The organism is Lactobacillus paragasseri (assembly GCF_003584685.1).
Classification (GTDB): domain Bacteria; phylum Bacillota; class Bacilli; order Lactobacillales; family Lactobacillaceae; genus Lactobacillus; species Lactobacillus paragasseri.
Map to the genome: position 1 here is coordinate 1,689,497 of NZ_AP018549.1, position 18,189 is coordinate 1,707,685.

Genomic DNA, 18,189 nt, shown 5'->3' on the forward strand with positions numbered 1-18,189 from the left:
CTTTATATAGAAAAAAGCTACCACAAACTACAATATACACTTTAAGTATATCATCATTATTTGTAGTAGCTCAGACCTGATCGCATCAGTAATCCGCTTATTTACAGTAATTATAATAGCGCTTTCACATACTTGTGTCAACAAGCATTTGCAAAAAAATGCTTATTTTCATGTCAGAAAAAAAGGCTAGACCTTAATGTCTAGCCTCTTTTAGGGATTTCAAACTAACTTTTATTATTTTTGACGCTTTTTTCTATCTACGCCTAATCCGAATAAACTACCTACTGCGGCAATTGCTAAGCCTAAGATACCAGCTGTATTTTCTGACTTAGCACCAGTTTGTGGCAATGTATTCTTTTCAGCATGGTGATTTTCATTTACAGTAGCTGCTTTTGCAGTATTGGTTTCAGAATTAGTTTCTGTAGTCTTACCACCATTGTTGTCACTTATTCCAGTAGCGTCTACATAGACCTTAACTGTTACATCTACGCTAGAGCCATCTGGATAAGTTACCGTAACAACGCCTGTATGTTCACCAATTGTAGAAACATTTGGCACTTCTTTCCAAGTGTACTTAGTACCTTCTGGCATATCGTTCTTGTTCTTAATACCTTCTGATGGGTTTGGAACAACACCTGGAGTAGTGTGAATTGGTTGTGGCTCTGGAGTTACATGGTTCGTACCGATAATTACTGTTACGTTAACCTTATCTTTTGAACCATCTGGGTAAGTCACAATCACAGTGCCTGTAGTCTTGCCTGGCTTAGTTACATCTGGAGTCTTCTCCCATGTGTACTTAGTTCCATCTGGCATGTCATCCTTGTTCTTAATACCCTTTTCTGCTGGTGGTACTACACCTGGGGTAGTGTGAACATCTTGACCTTCTGGAGTGTACTTATCTGCATCACTTGGAGTAGTTGGATTGTCAATGATTACTGGAACATCAACTTTATCCTTTGAACCATCTGGGTAAGTTACGATTACTGTACCTGTAGTCTTGCCTGGCTTAGTTACATCTGGAGTCTTCTCCCATGTGTACTTAGTGCCGCTTGGCATATCGTCCTTGTTCTTAATACCCTTTTCTGCTGGTGGTACTACACCTGGGGTAGTGTGAACATCTTGACCTTCTGGAGTGTACTTGTCAGCATCAGTTGGAGTTGTAGTCTTAGTGTAAGCAACTACCACATTGGTATTTGGTGTGTTAGCATTTACATTCTTATCAGCTAAAACAACTTTTGCATCTTTGCCATCAACGGTTGAAGTATAGTCAGTTACTTGTGGCACATTGTATTCTGGCCAAGTGCCTTCAGTTGCTCCAGTTGACTTCCAAGTATTGCCATCTTTTACGCCAACAGTCCATGGAGTATCAGCTTCTACATTTTCACCTTCACCGCCACGAACAAAGTGAACAGTTTGAACAATCGTTTCAGTTGTTCCATCAACCTTATTAACAGTAATCGTACGAACAACGTCTTTGTTCATGTCCTTATTATTTGGATCATACGGTGTTGGAGTTACTGTATTACTCTTTTGGTAAGTAATATGAACTGCTTGTCCATTTACTGGTGTGCCGTTTTCAATTGCGGAAGCTGATTGAATTTCAGTTGCTTTAGTTCCATTTACGTATGAATCGTAACTAGAAATTTGTTCTACTGCTGCAGCTGGATATTCTGCTTCGCCACCTAAAACAAACTTGTTGTTTTCGATCTTACCAACTTCCCAAGCGCCAGTTCCAGTAACTTCTCCAGTTACCAAATCTTCAACACCGTTTCTACCAAAGTTAACAGCTTGAGTTGCAATTAATTGCTCTGCTTTGCCTGGCTTAGTTTGGTAAATATCACGGTTAACGCTAGTAAACATGTCCTTGTACTTATGATCAGTTGGATTTACACCTGGAGTTGTTGGAGTAATGTCCTTTGTTTCGTGAACTAAGTTAATAACAACTGCTTCATTCTTAGCAGGAATAACTACATTTTCTGGTAATGTTTGACCTGCAGCTAGCTTGTAACCTGCTGGAATGGTTAAGTTAGTCTTTACATTAACGCCTGGCTTACCACTTACAACAATTGGGTTACCAACATTCTTCTTGTCAACAGTGTCATAGAATTGATAACTTACAGTTACATCTGCAACTGGAGTTTCACTTTGTTGGTAAGTAATGTGAACTGCTTCACCATCTACTGGCTTGCCGTTTTCAATTGCGGAAGCTGATTGAATTTCAGTTGCTTTAGTTCCATTTACATATGAATCGTAACCAGAAATTTGTTCTACTGCTGCAGTTGGATATTCTGCTTCGCCGCCTAAAACGAACTTGTTGTTTTCGATCTTACCAACTTCCCAAGCACCAGTTCCAGTAACTTCTCCAGTTACCAAGTCTTCAACACCGTTTCTACCAAAGTTAACCGTTTGAGTTGCAATTAATTGCTCTGCTTTGCCTGGTTTAGTTTGGTAAATCTTACGGCTAACACTTGTAAACATGCCCTTGTACTTAGGATCAGTTGGATCTACGCCTGGAGTTGTTGGAGTGATGTCCTTTGTTCCGTGAACTAAAGGAACAATGATTGTATTATCTGTTGTTTGATCAACTGGATAAACGAAACTTGGATCAACTTTCCAATTGGTTGGAACTTCACTATCAATATCAGCCTTCAAAGTAGAAGCCTTTAAGCCTTGATTCTTATTGAAGTTAAAGGTTAACTTGTCTTTGCCATTCTTAGTTTGCATTGGAGTATTAGTTTCAGCATCAATGTACTTAACAATTACAGTTGCATTGTAGTCTGAATCATCATGTTGCTGTTTACTTTGAGTTACTGGAACAACTAAAACTGCAGGTTGACTAGTAATATTGCTTTCAGCCGCTGGATAACTATAGCCATCTACAATACTGTAGTTAGCTGGTAAATTACTGTTAATAATATTCTTTAGTTGCTCAGCACTTAAACTTGAACCCTTGGCAATATTACCAATAGTGTAAGCTGCAACTTCTTTGCCATCATATTGGTAAGAAACTTGTTGGTTAAAGCTAGTCTTTTGATCATCTGGCTTACCTGAATTTCCATCTTTTTCAACGTTGATATTAGCCTTAACGTCAAGATAAGTACCATCGTTAAACATAATTCTTACAGTACCTGGAACATTATTAGCTACTTCTTTAGTAGAAGGCATTTCGTTAGGAGCCCAAGACATACTAAATAGTTTACTGTTATCAGTACCTGGAATATAGGCTAAAACTTCTGGTGCATTAGAATTAGTATTTTGACCATTCCAACCTTCTCTACCAAGGCTATTAACGTTAATTAAAGTACGATATTGTTCTTGAGTTAAATCTGAGATATTACTATTTTGCTTAAAGTTCAATGTTGAACCTGTAGTAGCACCGTAGAAGTTGAAGTAATTATTTAGCCAATTGTTATATGCATTAACACCTAAACCTAATTTAGAAACAACATCAGCATCGTTAATTTTGAAGTTATAACGCCACTTAGAATTTCCTGGTAAACTTTCGCCTGTAGTAGTCTGCTCTGCTGGATTTACTTGACCGTTAGCTAATTGATACAAAGTATCAGCTGAACCATTAGCAAAATTACTTACATTAGTGTTTGGTGCAGAAACGCCTGGTAAATTAGTAATCCAAGAATAAGTAAATGCACTAGCTGCAAATTTATCGTTCGCATCTTTTTCGTTGACATAGTTCTTACCATCTGTACTTAGCTTATAAGTAGTTATCTTCTTGTAATCACTTGCTGAATTACCAGTACCATTCCAGTCACTGTAGAATTTAATAGTACTAATAGCACTATCATTAACCGATGGAGTGAAATCAACACTAGTCTTATGAACACTGGCTACTGGAGCAGTAAAACTAGTCATCGTTTGATCGCCATAATAAGTATTATGCTCATGATCCATACCAGTTACACTAGCTGGAACATTAACAATCTTGCTTGAGCCATCTTTGAATGTAACAACAACTGGTACATTAAAGGAACCAAGTTGAGCATTTGAATCTACTGTTTCAGTTACTTTACCTGTTGTTTGGTCAACATCCACGGTAACACCAGTTGGAGCTGTGAAAGTTCCAATCCTATAGTTAGAAACTTCATCGTTTGGCATGTCTGCTGGAATTGTTGGGTTAACAGAACCAGTATTTTGTCCTGAATCTGGACGTTCAACATTCAAATGTGGATAAGTAATGTGATATTTTTCAGAATCTTTTTCTTCTGTAGTTACATTAATAGAACTTGCTGGAATATTAATATCTAGATAAGTATTTTGTCCTTGAGCATCTTTATCATTGAAAGTAATTCTAATTACTCCGCCTTGATCTTGAACAGGCTTAGTTTGCCATGCGGTGGACTGAATTTCACTATCTGGAATATTGTTTTGAACTAAAGCCTTAAATTGTGAGCTAGTTAAATCTGAACCAGCCAAAATATCAATTGGCTCAGCTAAAGTCTTAGCACCAGCACCTTTAGCATCAATATCAAATGGGTTAGTCTTGTCAGTCTTTCCATCAATAGTGATATCAATTACGTTATTAGCAATATTCTTACCGGCAGCTGTAGCTGTTTCTACAACAGTATTAGGTGTATTTTCCCAATCTGCAGTGTAATTTGTAATAGTTGTTGGCGTAGTAGCAATTTGGTGATTTTGGTCAATACTGTAAGATTGAACAGATGTAATCATGCCACTGGCAGAAATAACTTGTGAATTGTCACTTGTTTCATGTGCGTTAGCATTAGCACGACTAATTGTTACTACAGTTGCATTATCATTATTCCAAATAACAGTTTGAGTACCTTTAGTTACAACAACTGGTACATTAGCATTTTGCTTGCTGCCATCTGCGTATGTAATAGTAACAGGAATGTTGTAAGCGCCCGGTGTAGTGCTAGTTGTAGGAGTTAAAGTAACTCTACCTGTTGAAGGATCAATTTTGCTCCAAGTGGGGGTTGCTTCAGTTCCTGCAAAATGAGTACCGTCTGGAGTAGTAATTACTTCGCCAATCTTATTAGTAAAGGTTGGATCAGTTGTAGCTGTCTTTCCTTGTTCAACACTAACTGGCTTATATGAAGGAGTATATTGGTTATTTGTTTGTAATTCAGAGCCAAATTTTACACCAGAGGCATTCCACCAACTAAAGTGATTAATAAAGCTATTCAAAGCATTGGAAGCTGCAGTTTCAGTTCCTTCAGGCACAACAGAACCATCAGAGAAACTGTTCGAACCCGTCTCAGAAGGATTTGCAGTTAAAATTACTTCGTTAACACCTTTAGCTGGAGTATCAGCATTAACAGAATCAATCATATATTCTGAGCCTGGTTGATTCCAAGCACCATATTGCTTGTGGGAACGAAAGGCATAGGCAAAGTCCCCACCTTGACTAGTATTGTTTAAGTACTTGATGTTCCAAGTTACTGGATCACTAGCACCTGCTGGCACCATGGTTAATGGAGTATTATAGTTGCTATCAGCTGAATTAATCACAATGTGAGTTTGTTGGTTAGCGACATCACCAGCACCATCAGTCTTAATTAAGTAGCCTGGCTTGTTTGCTGCAGTACGTTGTAAGTTAACTAACTTAGCATTAGTGAAGTTAATGTAGTTTTGACTACTTGAACCCCACATAGTTAAAATAGCAGGCCAGCCATTTCTATATGAGCCTTTAGTTAAAGTATAGGTATCTGGTAAGTAACTTGAATATGAGGAATCTTCCAAATCTAAGCTACCACCATTCACATCAAGATGATAAGTTGCACCAAGTCCGTCCTTTGGTCCCATTGCAAGCAATGGTGAATCAGAATCAGTCACTTTAGTTCTAATAATTGAAAGTAAAGCATTTTGACCAACTCTCACCGTGCTATCAGCAGTCTTGCCATCATAATCTAAGCCAATAAGAGCAGCTGATCTCCAACCAGTGGTATTCATCTTGCTAGTTGTAACTTTTAATGAAGAATTCTCTTGTAAATCAAGATCGCTAGCATTCATAATTCCCATTGAGGAACCAGAGCCCAACTCCATCGTTACTTTAGCATTAGGCATTAAGCGAACAACACCTGAGGTTGCATTATCAATAGTTTGATTTCCTGCACCGGCACCATTAGGAATAGTAATTCCAGCCATGTTAGAAGTATTAGCACTGTTGAAATCAACTGTAGTACCATTACTTACTACAACATTGCCTGAAACGTTAATATTGCTCAAGTTATTTGAAGTACTGTTATTAGCAGCTAAAGTCGTTGATCCGTTAAGGAAGTTAACATTATTAGCTTGAATCAAGGCATTCCCAGTTGTATTTGAACTAGTTAAATTGCCTTGCAAATTATTCTTACCCTCGAAGTTAACATTAGTACCTTTATTATTAAGGAGTTGACCTGAGTCTTGACTCGTAGTAACGCCGTTAAAGGTAATTGCATCATTATTAGCAGCAGAATTCTTAAACCAGAATGGGCCATAACCACTAACAGTTTGCAAACTTAGGTCTTTTAAGACTACGTTCCAGCTATGACTAGCAGTGCTTGCTCCTTGATCATAGTGCGTATTGTCACCTAAGCTAATGTAGCGATTGCCCATGTCTAAACCATATTGATTTTGACCATCAATGGTAACTTGACGCGCACTACCATAATTATTAATTGTTTGGTAAGTATTATTACTCAAGTTAGTATTACTAAAGTCAATATTTTGATTTAATTTAATTGTATTTACGTTAGCATCTTGTAATGCATTGATGAATTGAGAATAATCACTAACTGATTGTTCTTGATTATTTGATGTGTTTTGAGCTTGAGTAATTGAGTTTGTCTGAACAGTAGACTTTACTTGCTTAGTTGCAGCTGTTTTTGCTACAGCGTTAGTGTTAGTAGTTTGCTTTACAGACTCATTTTTATTAGTTTGAACCTTATTATCAGAAACTACCTCTTTCTTTTGTACATTAGTCGTTTCTGCAGTTCTATTAGTGTCTAAAGTAATGTTTTGATTATTAGTTTGATTTTTAACTAGGCCTGGGGCTTCTTTGGAAGCTTTTGCAGTATTAGTAACATTTACTTGATTTGGATTTAAGGTATCAGCTTTTACGCTTTTACTACCTGCACCAAGACCGAAAATAGTAAAGCCAATTAAAACTGAAGCAGCTCCCACTGAAAATTTTCTAATTGAGAAACGCTCTTTTTTATTTTCCATCTTCCGAATTTTTTCTTGATAATTATTCTTAGATAACATTATTGAATCTCCTCCGTCAATTCTACAGACCTTTCAGTGTTAACTATAGTTCTTCTTTTTATAATATTCAAGGATTTAATAACGTATATTGTTTAATGCAGAACTATAAATTACGCTCTAAATATCAATAGCAGAAATTAACAGAAAATCAATATGCTATTCAGTTATTTTATGCTTAAAATCCTTGTTATAGCATAGTGTTTATACGTATAAGCATTTTATTATTGAATAGACAATTCAAAATAAAATATTGTATTTTCATTTGCAAAATATTAATTAATATTAGCTAGGGTATAAACACCTGTTATTTTAAAACAAAAAAATAAAAATAATTAAAAAAGGAGCCGTATACTACACGACTCCCTCTTTAAATCTCTTTATCTACTAATACTATCAGCACGGCCTTTATAATCACCGTTTTCAGTTCCGATGATTAATTCTTCGCCTTCTTTAATAAAATCTGGCACAGTTACAACTAAACCAGTATCCATCGTTGCAGGTTTACCACCGCCAGCAGCAGTTGCACCCTTGATTTCTGGTTGAGTTTCCTTAACAGTCATTTTTACAGTAGATGGTAAGTTAATTCCGATCAATTTACCTTCATCAGTAAACTTAAGATCAACATCAATATTAGGCATTAAGAACTTAGCTTCTGCTGCAAGGTGTTCCTTGGGAATTAGATATTGTTCATAAGTATCAGTATCCATAAAGATAAAGTTAGCATCATCATCATAAAGGTATTGTGCCTTCTTTAAAGCAACGTTAACTAACTCCACCTTCTCACTTGGACGCATTGTTTTGTGAACAACAGCTCCACTCATCACGTCACGTAAATCCATTTGCATAACCGTGTTACCCTTACCAGGCTTGTGGTGGTTACTCTTTAGTACTTCAATTAACTTACCATCTTGGCTAAAAATCATACCCTTTTTTAATTCGATTGCTTGCATGTTTTCTCCCTAAAATTTTCTAATATACATATCGCTGATCTCATGATTACCATACTTTTTAATAATCATATCAGCTCTCTTCTTAGTTGGTTCGATATAGTCATGTAAATTCTTCAAGTTAACATCACGCCAGACTCTTTTGGCAAAATTATCTGCTTGTTCAAGCGGGACGTTAGCCCACTTATAAAAGAAATTATCTGGATTATTGCGATTAATCTCGAGCATTAAATGGTAGCGATCAAGATACCATTTCTCTAAGTCTTCTTCGCTTGCATCCAGATAAATTACATAATCAAAAAAGTCACTTGGGGGAGCTTGCCCGTCTGGAGGCACCTCCAGCAGGTTAATTCCCTCAACTACCAAGATATCAGGAACGCTGACATACCCCAATTCATTAGGCACCAGATCAGAAATTTCCTGCGAGTATAGTCTATATGGTACTCTTTCTTTACCAGCTTTAACGCTTGCTAAAAAAGTATAAAAGGCATCCCAGTTAAATGACGATGGGAAGCCCTTTTGATCCATTAAGTTTTTAGCTTTAAGTTCTGCATTCGACATTAAAAAACCATCAGCAGAAACTTGGGCAATTGTTTTATCTGGTTCAAGGCGTTCGAACAAGCGAGTTATTTTCTTTGCAAAAGTAGATTTTCCTACAGCAACAGACCCAGTTACTCCGATGATAAAAGGTATTTTTTGCCATTTTTCGTTATAAAAGGTCTGCTTAGTGCGATAGATTGCATTTTTTTGGCTCATATTGTACTGAAGATTCTTCATCATGAAAATCTCCGCACTAAATTCATCGCTTGGAGGGATTAGTGTCTGCCACTTTTCAGATGTCAGATGTGTAAATTGCTCTTGCATAAAAAGCCGCCTTCCTTCTGCCTTGTTCCTAGTATTTTTACATTGTTCAGCCTATCATATATATTGAGAGAAAGAAAAGAAGATATCTATGAAAAAATTAATTCTTTTTGGTGATTCCCTACTTGCAGGCTATATTGATGGACGCGCAACTAATATTGTAACTCAAGGACTGCAAGAAAAATTACCTAAATTTACAATTATTAATAATTCTGTACCTGGGACAACTACTGAAGAGGCAATTGATTTTTATGAGTTACGAATCAAACCTTTTAAGTATGATCTAGTTATTCTGGCCCTAGGCACTAACGACGCCAACATGCAGTTTGGTTTGAGCGCTGGACGATATGCGCATAACTTACAAGTATTGGTCGATTTAATTGGGGCTGATAAAACATTATTAATGGGACCTTCCTATACTAATTGGAAAATTGCTCAAGATCAAGCTTGGCCTAAAACTTTGCAATTTGAATTAGTTGCTCAAGAATGCCATGTTGAAAATAAAATTCCATTCTTAAATTTTGCCAAAGTAATGCGGCAGACTGGTCACCCTAACAAGCTACTGCAGAAAGACGGAATTCATCTAAATAAAGCAGGAAATAAGTTATTAATTGAACGATTAGCAGATCTAGTTGAAGAAAAAGAAATGGTTACTGCATCGTAAAAAAGCATCCCATTGTTGGGATGCTCTTTTGTACTCCGGATATTTTATTCAGTTACTTCTTGCTTTCTTAATTCATTTTGTTCAGCAACTCTAAAGAATGGTAAATAAATAAAAATACCGATAATGATTAAAATCACTTCAAAAATAATATTTCTCCAATCCATTGAACTCATATATGCCTGGAAGAAAAACGGTGTAAATGAAGGATCTACAATATACCCCATTCCAATCCAGTGTAAACTTTCAGCAATATAAGTAAGAATAATATTAATAATTGGAGCAATCAAAAATGGAATACCTAAAATAGGGTTAAAACAAATTGGTGTACCAAAAATTACTGGTTCATTAATACTACAAATTCCAGGAATAATTGATAGCTTACCTAATGCACGATATTTTTCTACCTTACTTCTCATCATTAGAATTACTAAAGCAAGTGAATTACCAGATCCACCTAAAACAGCAATTCTAAACATCTGTAAATTCATTAAATGAGTAGGTGCTAATCCCTTTGCTACTAAAGCAGCATTAGCACCGGTAGCTGCAATACCAGTTGCAAAGACAATTGGAAAAATTACATTACTTCCGTTAACACCAATTAACCATAATAGATTTCCTAAAGTTACGATCAAAATATAACCCCATAAGCTATTAGCCAAAAATGTAGCTGGAGTCAAACACTTCATAATGAAGGTAGTAAAATCAGCATGCGTTAAGCTGACTAAAATTAAATTAGCACCATAGAAAATAAAGATATTTGCTAATAGCGGTACTAAGGAATTAATAAAGTTGGCAACCATTGGGGGAATCGATGCTGGCAACTTTATCTTTAACTTACTCTTTTCAATCCCGCGGTCAATTTCGACAGCTAATAATCCAATGATAATTGCAACAAATAGTCCATTTGTTCCTAAATTATTGAGACTAATCTTATTATTCTTATCAACAGTAGTTGCAACCATTAAAAAGGTAACTAATGAGATCATCCCATCAGTAGCAGGATGAAGCCTACGATATGACTTACTTAATTCATATGCAATACCAAAAGCACAAATCATACCAAAGATTCCCATAGTCATATTGTATGGGATAGTTATTTGAGCATAATGTGCGACAGCCCAATATTTCCAACCAGCAAGCCATTGCATAAAAATATTAGCTGTTCGTGGATTATATCTATCAAGTACAATTGGTGGGTTAGCAACAATTAAGAAGAATGAACCAATTACCAAAAATGGCAATCCGAAAAGCATACCATTTGATATAGCTTGTAGATGCTTTTCATTTCCAAGTTTTTGTCCAATAGGCGTTAAAACTTTATCCAATTTAGTAATCAGTGAATCTTTTTTAGCAGCAGTTTCAGCCATTAGAGATCACCTATTTTCCTTACTAAAGATAAATACAACTTAAATTTGATATGGATTGAACTTGAAAGCATTAGGTATAACCTTACTGTCATCCCAATTTTCTCTAATTTTGTGGTATTCGTCCCAATAGTCATTGTCCACTTTTAATTGTGGAGTAACCTTAGAATCGACTTCTAGAAAATGCATACTTCCTCTTCCCATCTTTTTGCCACGAGTGGTGTGCTTGTCTAATGCATAATCTGGAATTTCAGGAACATAACCTAGAGCAAAGTTCTTAATAATGATATTCTTAAGTAAATCAGAAGACCGATCCTTAGTTGATTCACATAAGTAACGAATTGCATGAACAAACATCATGGCACGATCCGGCTCATTGTAACTAAAGTTTTGTCTCATTTGATTTAGACTATTAATCAAAATTGGAGCTTGTGGATTTCCCATTCCTATATCTTCAACTGAAATAGCTTGAAGTCTACGCCATAGTTTTTCTTCCATTTGCGGAGAAGAAATATACATTTCATAAGCAAATTCACATGCTGCTCGTTCTTTGCCTTTTCTGATTGATTTTTGCAATGCAGAGATAACTTCATCAGCTGCTAATCCATTTCTAGTCCTAGTTCTGGCCCATGGATCAGCTAAAAATTCCTTATCTCTATTTTGTGGTACTTCATTTTTCTTAATATCTTTTTCTGACATCGTGAGTCCTTCTTTCAATATATAGGAGAAAACAATGAATATTCAAACTATTAGCGAAAAGTTTCAACTGAATACTGATGAACAAAAAATATTAATTTATATGAATCAACACCGTAATGAAATTAAAAATATCAATATTCGTGAACTCGCTAAACGAACATTTACATCTCCTAGCTTTATCGTTAAGACCTGTAAAAAGATGAAGCTTTCAGGATATTCAGAATTGGTCTTTCTAATTGCAGATGCGCCAAATTTTCCTAATAATACTGAAAACGACTTAAAAGTAGAGTCATACGTAAAGCCTTTTTCCAACTTGATGGATAAGCATAAAGACTCAATGATCATGATATTGGGCAGTGGATACTCTCAAAATATTGCTAATTACATGAGTGAATATCTTAATTTGAATGGCTTTCGTTGTACATCCAATTCGCATCTTGAGATGCTTAGAAAGCATAAGAATACTTTAATAATTATCATCAGCAATTCTGGAGAAACAAAGCGATTAGCTGAACTTTGCATACAAGCTCAGAAAAATAATCGTGATGTTATTTCCTTTACAGGAGATAAGAACTCAACAATTGCAAAACACTCAACGCTTGCAATAAGCTCAGATACTTTTAACCCCACTTCTTTTGACAGCCATTACCCTCAGCTGTTTTTTGGTCTAACACTCATCTATTTTGAATTATTAATGAGTAACTTTTTGTCTAATTAGGTACCTTCTTAAGACAATTCTTATACTACTTTGGTTTTTAACAATTTTGAATACTTTTCCTTGTTTTGAAAACATGTTTCCATTTTAAAAAACATTTTTATTCAGGCATCAAAAAAGGCATCCCTAACGGGATGCTTTTTTTACACACACTACTCTACATACAAGGCTTGCTTACCTTGCTGATTATAGCTAGCTTCTATTTTCTTTAAACTTACTTTTTTATCTTTAATGCCATAAGGATCATTTACGTAAACAATCCCCTTCTTTTTATTATATCCAGTAACCACACAAGCATGAGAAGAAGGTGTCACATTAACCTTTCCCTGCTTAGTCTGCCATGTCCGCATATCATTTACCCGGTCATATTTTAAAGTCGTAATAATCATCACTGGGTGTCCTTTAGAAACTAACTTCAACACCCTAACAAAATCATTGCCAGTATAATTACGAATTCTCTTAGTATACTTCTTAGCAACATCATAAAGCGGCTCATTATAAACGCACCATCCTGCGTTTTCGATACTCATATAACCAACAAAACCAACATGAGGATTACCGCGATAATCATTGCCAATAAAAGAGGAAACATGCTTAATGTTAGAAGACAATTCTAATTTACTTACATTAATATCATAATAATTTAGGAGCATTGACAGTGACGTAACTTCACAGCCATTTGGCAGGTCCGGTAATTGCCTTTCTAAGGGGACATTCAATTTTTGCTCAGGTCTTAAAGTAAGCCAGTCATATTCATTTTGAATTTTTTCAAAATTAAGGATAATCCCAGCTACTCCAGCTGTAATCAGTATTAAAATTCCATATAAAATCTTTCGTCGACGTCGATATCTCTTTGCTCTGCTTATTCTTTTCATGCTGAATATTCTATATCAGAAATGTCAAAACGCAAATTAAGTTGGCAATGTAAGAATTAAATAGATTTCATTTCTTTTGTGCTTTTAGCATAAGAATTAAATTAACTTTATTTATACTCGAAATATGCAACAAGAATTAAGTTAATTTGATTTATATGCTAAAATTAAATTAAGAATTAAATTAGTTAAAATCTTGTATCAACTATTATTAAAATTAGAGGTTAACAATGGTACCACGTGATTCTTACTTAAATACTTTAGATAAACTACGTAATAAACAAATCATTAAAGTCCTAACTGGAGTACGTCGCTGCGGTAAATCTACTATTCTTCAGTTATATCAAGAGCGATTGCTCAAGTCTGGAGTAAATACTAATCAAATTCAAACGCTAAATTTTGAAGATTTAGACTTAGTATCAATTAAGACCTACCTAGACCTATATAACTACATCAATGAACATCTCATTCCTAACAAAATGAATTACATCTTTATTGATGAAATCCAAAGCATTCCTAATTTTGAAAAAGCACTCGATAGTCTTTATATAAAAAATAATGTAGATTTATATGTCACAGGATCTAATGCCTTTATGCTTTCTGGCGAATTAGCTACTCTTCTTTCGGGACGCTACATAGAAATCCCTATCTATCCTTTTTCTTTTAAAGAATTTTTACAAACAACTGAACTTTCAAAAGAAGAAGCCTTTTCAACTTACTTAGAACGAGGTGGATTTCCATTTGCTACTGAATTAAACGACAATAATACTTATCTTTCTTACATTCAAGGAATTATCAATACAGTATTAATAAAAGATATCCTAACGAGAGTGAATCGCGGTAATGCAACTTTACTTGAAGCAATTGCTAGTTTCTTAACTGAAGCCAACGGCAGTCTCGTTACTCCTGCTAAAATTGCCAATACTCTAACCTCTAATGGAATCAAGACTAGCAACGCCACAGTAATTTCATACCTCGAAAAATTAGTAAATTCCTATTTATTCTACCAATGCAATCGATATGATATTGCAGGCAAAAAATATCTACAAATTAATAGCAAGTATTACCCCGTTGACCCCGCCCTCAGACGTGCTCTTTTAGGTCAGAAACGTCCAAACATGGGCAGCAGGCTTGAAAATATCGTGTTTATGGAATTAAAGAGACGCGGTTATAAAGTATATGTCGGTAGTCTTAAAAATAAAGAAATTGATTTCGTTGCAATCAAAGACGGTGTTAAGCAATATTATCAAGTTAGTCTCACAGTCCAAGACGATAAGACTTATAACAGGGAAATTGCACCCTTTCTTGAAATTACTGATAACTATCGGAAAATTCTTCTCACTCAAGACCCCGGTAGCTACAACGACAATGGTATTGAACAAATAAACGTTATCGACTGGCTACTAAAAGAGCAATAAATTTAAATAAACCCACAAAAAATGGAATGCCAAATTTGGCACTCCATTTTTTTATTTATTCACATAAGTCTTCTCGTCTAAATCATCAAACAGTGGGCTCTTCTCGCCTGTATAAATCAAGTCAAGTTTATACATTGCACGTGAAGTAATTGTGTAAAGCAATTGCGTTTCATCAAGTTGATGATAATTATCCCTTGAAACATTCCAAGCAATTACTGCATCAAATTCAAGTCCTTTAGCTAAATATGATGGCATAACTAAAGTTCCAGGCACTAAACGCTGGTTAGCTGACCCAATTAAAGTTGCCTTAATTTTTCTTTCTTTCAAAACCTTAGCCACTTCTTTTGCTTCAGCCAAAGTCTTAGTAATAATGGCAGTAGTTAACTTTTGCTCATCATTTTCTACTAAGATATCTTCTAAAGCATTATATTCTTTTTCAAGACTATCACGCTTGTAAAAAGCAGGCTTAGGGCCACGTCTATCAAAGGCCTCAATCTTTTCACCTTGCCGCAGAATTTGCTTAGTAAAATTAGTTAAATCCTTAGTTGAACGATAAGACTTGGTTAATTGAACAACATCAGTCTTTTCAGGATCAAACAACTTGGAAATCTGACCTAAAAGAGTCTTACTTTCATCTTTAGTAAAAATAGCCTGGTTCAAATCTCCGAGCATCGTAAACTTAGCTCTTGGGAAGTTGTATTTAAGGTAAGCTAACTGGAATGGAGTGTAATCTTGAATTTCATCAATAAAGGCATAACGCATTTCATAATCAGTTCTACGCCCTGTAACTAAATCGTACAAGTACAAATATGGTGAAATATCAGCCATCTTGATCTTGCCGTTTCTGAATCTTTCCTTAACATTTTCAATATGTGCTTCCCATTCTTCTTGGCTAATCTCCCACTTGCTTAAATCAATCAACTTAGGGACAGCACGCAAGAAGCGCAAGTATTGCGCACGAATATTCAAGAAACGGTTCTGGTGAATCTTACGACTAACTTGCTTTAATTGCTTAATTACAATTTTACGAGCTAAGAAATGTTCTTCTTTAGCACTTGATTCAAATTCTTGGTCTGGACGATCATATAACTTATTCAATTGCTCTTGATCTAACGATTCAATCGTCTTATCAACCCAAGCCTTCTTAGTTTCTGGCTCAATTCTTCTATTTAAGCTATTAATTAAAGCTTCTTTGGTAGCTTCAATTCTGTTTCTTAAATGGTAATTTTCATTAAAACCATAGTAAATTTCCTTGATCTTTTCTTTATCAAAAAATGGTTTCTTCTTATTCTTAAAATAAATATTTTTAAAAATTAAACCATTCTTTTCAAGGTGCTTAGCATAGCGAGTTACCGCATTAAAGAATTGTAAGGAATCTTTTAAGTTAACGATCTTGTCATTTTGCTCATTATCTTCGAATTGTTCAAATAAGTTTTCAACATTCATCCCTGGAACACGACGAGAAACAAATTGCCAGTAAGTCATCTGCACCATATTTTGTTCACCCATTTCAGGTAGAACATTTTTAACATAATCGTTAAACAATTGATTAGGGCTAAACATAATAACATCGCTAGAAGTTAAATTCCCGCGATAACGGTAAAGTAGGTACGCCACACGTTGCATAATAGCTGAAGTCTTACCTGATCCTGCTGCCCCTTGAACAAATAAAAGATCTGCACTAGTATTTCTAATAATCTTATTTTGTTCACGCTGAATCGTTGTTACGATCGACTTCATCTGTGTAGAAGATTTTTCGTTTAAGACATTTAAGAGCATTTGATCCCCAATTGATTCATTGGTATCAAACATATTGGTAATCTTACCATCTTCAATTAAGAATTGCCGTTTCTTAGTCATATCAACGGTTTGCACACCATCTGGCGCATTATAAGAAACTTTACCTAACTTACCATCATAATAAATAGAAGATATCGGTGCACGCCAATCATAGATTAAAAAGTGATCTTCTTTATCTGCAAAAGACCCTAAGCCAATATAAATCGTTTCAGGATCTTCATTAGGTTCCTGGAAATCAACTCTGGCAAAATACGGTCTCTTTTCTAAACGCTGCAAAGTTGATAATTGCTTAGCAGAATGTTGCCAGGCATTTTGACGTTCTGCTAACATTTGTTGCTGCTGATGAATTGACAAGGCAGTATCCATTGAAGTTGAATAGCCATCATAATCTAATTTCACATCATCAAAAAAGTGCGAATTAATATTTTGCGCTTCATTTTGCGCATGTTCAATTGAATGATCTAATTCGCTTTCTTTCTTTTTAATTAAGCCTAGAACTTTATCTAAATGTTTTTGTTCTTTTTGTTGTTCAGTTTCTTTTACCAAAATTAAGTCACCTATTTCTAGTATTAGTAAAAACTTTGCATACTATTTTATCATATGTATACGCTTTCTAAAAGAATTTACAACTTTGAGAAAGTCTCAATTATTATTTAGTCTTTTCTTAACTAATTAGTTTTATAATTAAATAAAATTACCTAGCGAGATGAAAAAGTGAAACGATTCTTTAAAAGTATTCTAGTTCTAGCTCTTTTATTTATTGGACTTAACTTTGCTTATCAAAAGACTGCGCCAGAAATTGAAAAAACTTTTGGAACTAGAAACCCACTCCCATATTTAACAGCCAAAGTACAACAATTTATTTCACCTGAGAAAATTCAAAATGATGATACAAATGCCGACAGTTCCAAAGGACATACTTTTGAAACTAACTCTGCATCTGTTTATCTTGACCTCTCTGATCCCACCCTCAGGCAAGCCGCAATTGATGGAATCAATATTTGGAACAATACAGGGGCCTTTAATTTCAAAATTACGAATGACAAAAGTAATGCCAAAATCATCATTAAAGCAATGAATGATGGTCAAACTAACGCGGCTGGTTTAACTGATACGCAATATAATTCCCTAACAGGGCACTTAATTAAAGCAACTGTCCGTTTAAATTCATATTACCTTTTAAATCCAAGTTATGGCTACAACCACGGTCGAATCGTCAACACAGTTGAACACGAATTAGGCCATGCAATCGGGTTAGGCCATAAGAACGGCATTTCCGTCATGTATCCACAAGGATCTTTTTATACAATTCAACCCAGCGATGTTGAAGCTGTTAAAAAATTATATCAAGAACAATAAGAGCGATTCTATTTTTAAGAACCGCTCTTATTTTGTATTTTTCTTTTTTAATTGGTGTTGCTTTTTAAAATAAGGAATCCAGAAAGTTATGACATAACCTACTGCAATACCTACAAAAGTCCATACCATAATATTTTTAACAAATAAACCGATAAACAAACCAATTAAGCCAAAAATCCCAATAATAAATGATTGATCTAGTTGCTTCATACTTATTTCTCCATTTCTATCTTAACTATAACAAAATTATCTTATTATAAGCATATTTT

At 35.0% G+C, this 18,189-nt stretch carries 12 protein-coding genes; 4 read left to right on the top strand and 8 right to left on the bottom strand.

What is annotated here, in order from left to right:
* Positions 1-234 precede the first annotated feature (234 nt).
* From LpgJCM5343_RS08305 to coaA, 3 genes are all read right to left on the bottom strand, one after another.
* Positions 235-7,221 (bottom strand): Rib/alpha-like domain-containing protein, encoded by a 6,987-nt coding sequence (locus LpgJCM5343_RS08305; RefSeq protein ID WP_239667470.1) that lies wholly within the window; start codon positions 7,219-7,221, stop codon positions 235-237.
* 377 nt (positions 7,222-7,598) lie between these two features.
* The gene (gene efp, locus LpgJCM5343_RS08310; protein ID WP_003650006.1) at positions 7,599-8,171 is read right to left on the bottom strand and encodes an elongation factor P; all 573 of its coding nucleotides are present in this window, start codon (positions 8,169-8,171) and stop codon (positions 7,599-7,601) included.
* Positions 8,172-8,180: 9 nt separating this feature from the next.
* Positions 8,181-9,032, bottom strand: coding sequence for a type I pantothenate kinase (gene coaA / locus LpgJCM5343_RS08315; RefSeq protein WP_003650005.1), 852 nt, complete (start codon positions 9,030-9,032; stop codon positions 8,181-8,183).
* A gap of 88 nt (positions 9,033-9,120) precedes the next feature.
* On the opposite strand from coaA, the gene LpgJCM5343_RS08320 reads away from it, so the two are divergent.
* Positions 9,121-9,693: an SGNH/GDSL hydrolase family protein gene (locus tag LpgJCM5343_RS08320; protein WP_049149100.1), complete on the top strand. Its 573-nt coding sequence runs from the start codon at positions 9,121-9,123 to the stop codon at positions 9,691-9,693.
* Between the two features lie 44 nt (positions 9,694-9,737).
* Here LpgJCM5343_RS08320 and LpgJCM5343_RS08325 read toward each other — a convergent pair whose 3' ends face one another.
* Complete coding sequence (locus tag LpgJCM5343_RS08325; RefSeq protein ID WP_049149097.1) at positions 9,738-11,060, bottom strand: PTS sugar transporter subunit IIC; 1,323 nt, start codon at positions 11,058-11,060, stop codon at positions 9,738-9,740.
* A gap of 39 nt (positions 11,061-11,099) precedes the next feature.
* Positions 11,100-11,756 (bottom strand): AAA family ATPase, encoded by a 657-nt coding sequence (locus LpgJCM5343_RS08330; RefSeq protein ID WP_003651501.1) that lies wholly within the window; start codon positions 11,754-11,756, stop codon positions 11,100-11,102.
* A gap of 34 nt (positions 11,757-11,790) precedes the next feature.
* On the opposite strand from LpgJCM5343_RS08330, the gene LpgJCM5343_RS08335 reads away from it, so the two are divergent.
* Positions 11,791-12,474, top strand: a complete 684-nt coding sequence (locus LpgJCM5343_RS08335) for a MurR/RpiR family transcriptional regulator (RefSeq protein WP_003651499.1) — start codon at positions 11,791-11,793, stop codon at positions 12,472-12,474.
* Between the two features lie 149 nt (positions 12,475-12,623).
* On the opposite strand, the gene LpgJCM5343_RS08340 is transcribed toward LpgJCM5343_RS08335, so the two are convergent.
* Positions 12,624-13,346 carry a C39 family peptidase gene (locus LpgJCM5343_RS08340; protein ID WP_049149095.1) on the bottom strand — a complete coding sequence of 241 codons (723 nt, stop codon included), beginning with the start codon at positions 13,344-13,346 and terminating at the stop codon, positions 12,624-12,626.
* Between the two features lie 227 nt (positions 13,347-13,573).
* Here LpgJCM5343_RS08340 and LpgJCM5343_RS08345 point away from each other — a divergent pair, with 227 nt between their 5' ends.
* Positions 13,574-14,761 carry an ATP-binding protein gene (locus tag LpgJCM5343_RS08345; RefSeq protein ID WP_049149092.1) on the top strand — a complete coding sequence of 396 codons (1,188 nt, stop codon included), beginning with the start codon at positions 13,574-13,576 and terminating at the stop codon, positions 14,759-14,761.
* A 51-nt stretch (positions 14,762-14,812) separates the two neighbouring features.
* On the opposite strand, the gene helD is transcribed toward LpgJCM5343_RS08345, so the two are convergent.
* Complete coding sequence (helD, locus tag LpgJCM5343_RS08350; RefSeq protein WP_049149089.1) at positions 14,813-17,107, bottom strand: RNA polymerase recycling motor HelD; 2,295 nt, start codon at positions 17,105-17,107, stop codon at positions 14,813-14,815.
* Positions 17,108-17,275: 168 nt separating this feature from the next.
* On the opposite strand from helD, the gene LpgJCM5343_RS08355 reads away from it, so the two are divergent.
* Positions 17,276-17,920 (top strand): matrixin family metalloprotease, encoded by a 645-nt coding sequence (locus LpgJCM5343_RS08355; protein WP_049149087.1) that lies wholly within the window; start codon positions 17,276-17,278, stop codon positions 17,918-17,920.
* Between the two features lie 27 nt (positions 17,921-17,947).
* On the opposite strand, the gene LpgJCM5343_RS08360 is transcribed toward LpgJCM5343_RS08355, so the two are convergent.
* Positions 17,948-18,130 (bottom strand): hypothetical protein, encoded by a 183-nt coding sequence (locus LpgJCM5343_RS08360; protein ID WP_003646756.1) that lies wholly within the window; start codon positions 18,128-18,130, stop codon positions 17,948-17,950.
* Between the last annotated feature and the right edge of the window lie 59 nt (positions 18,131-18,189).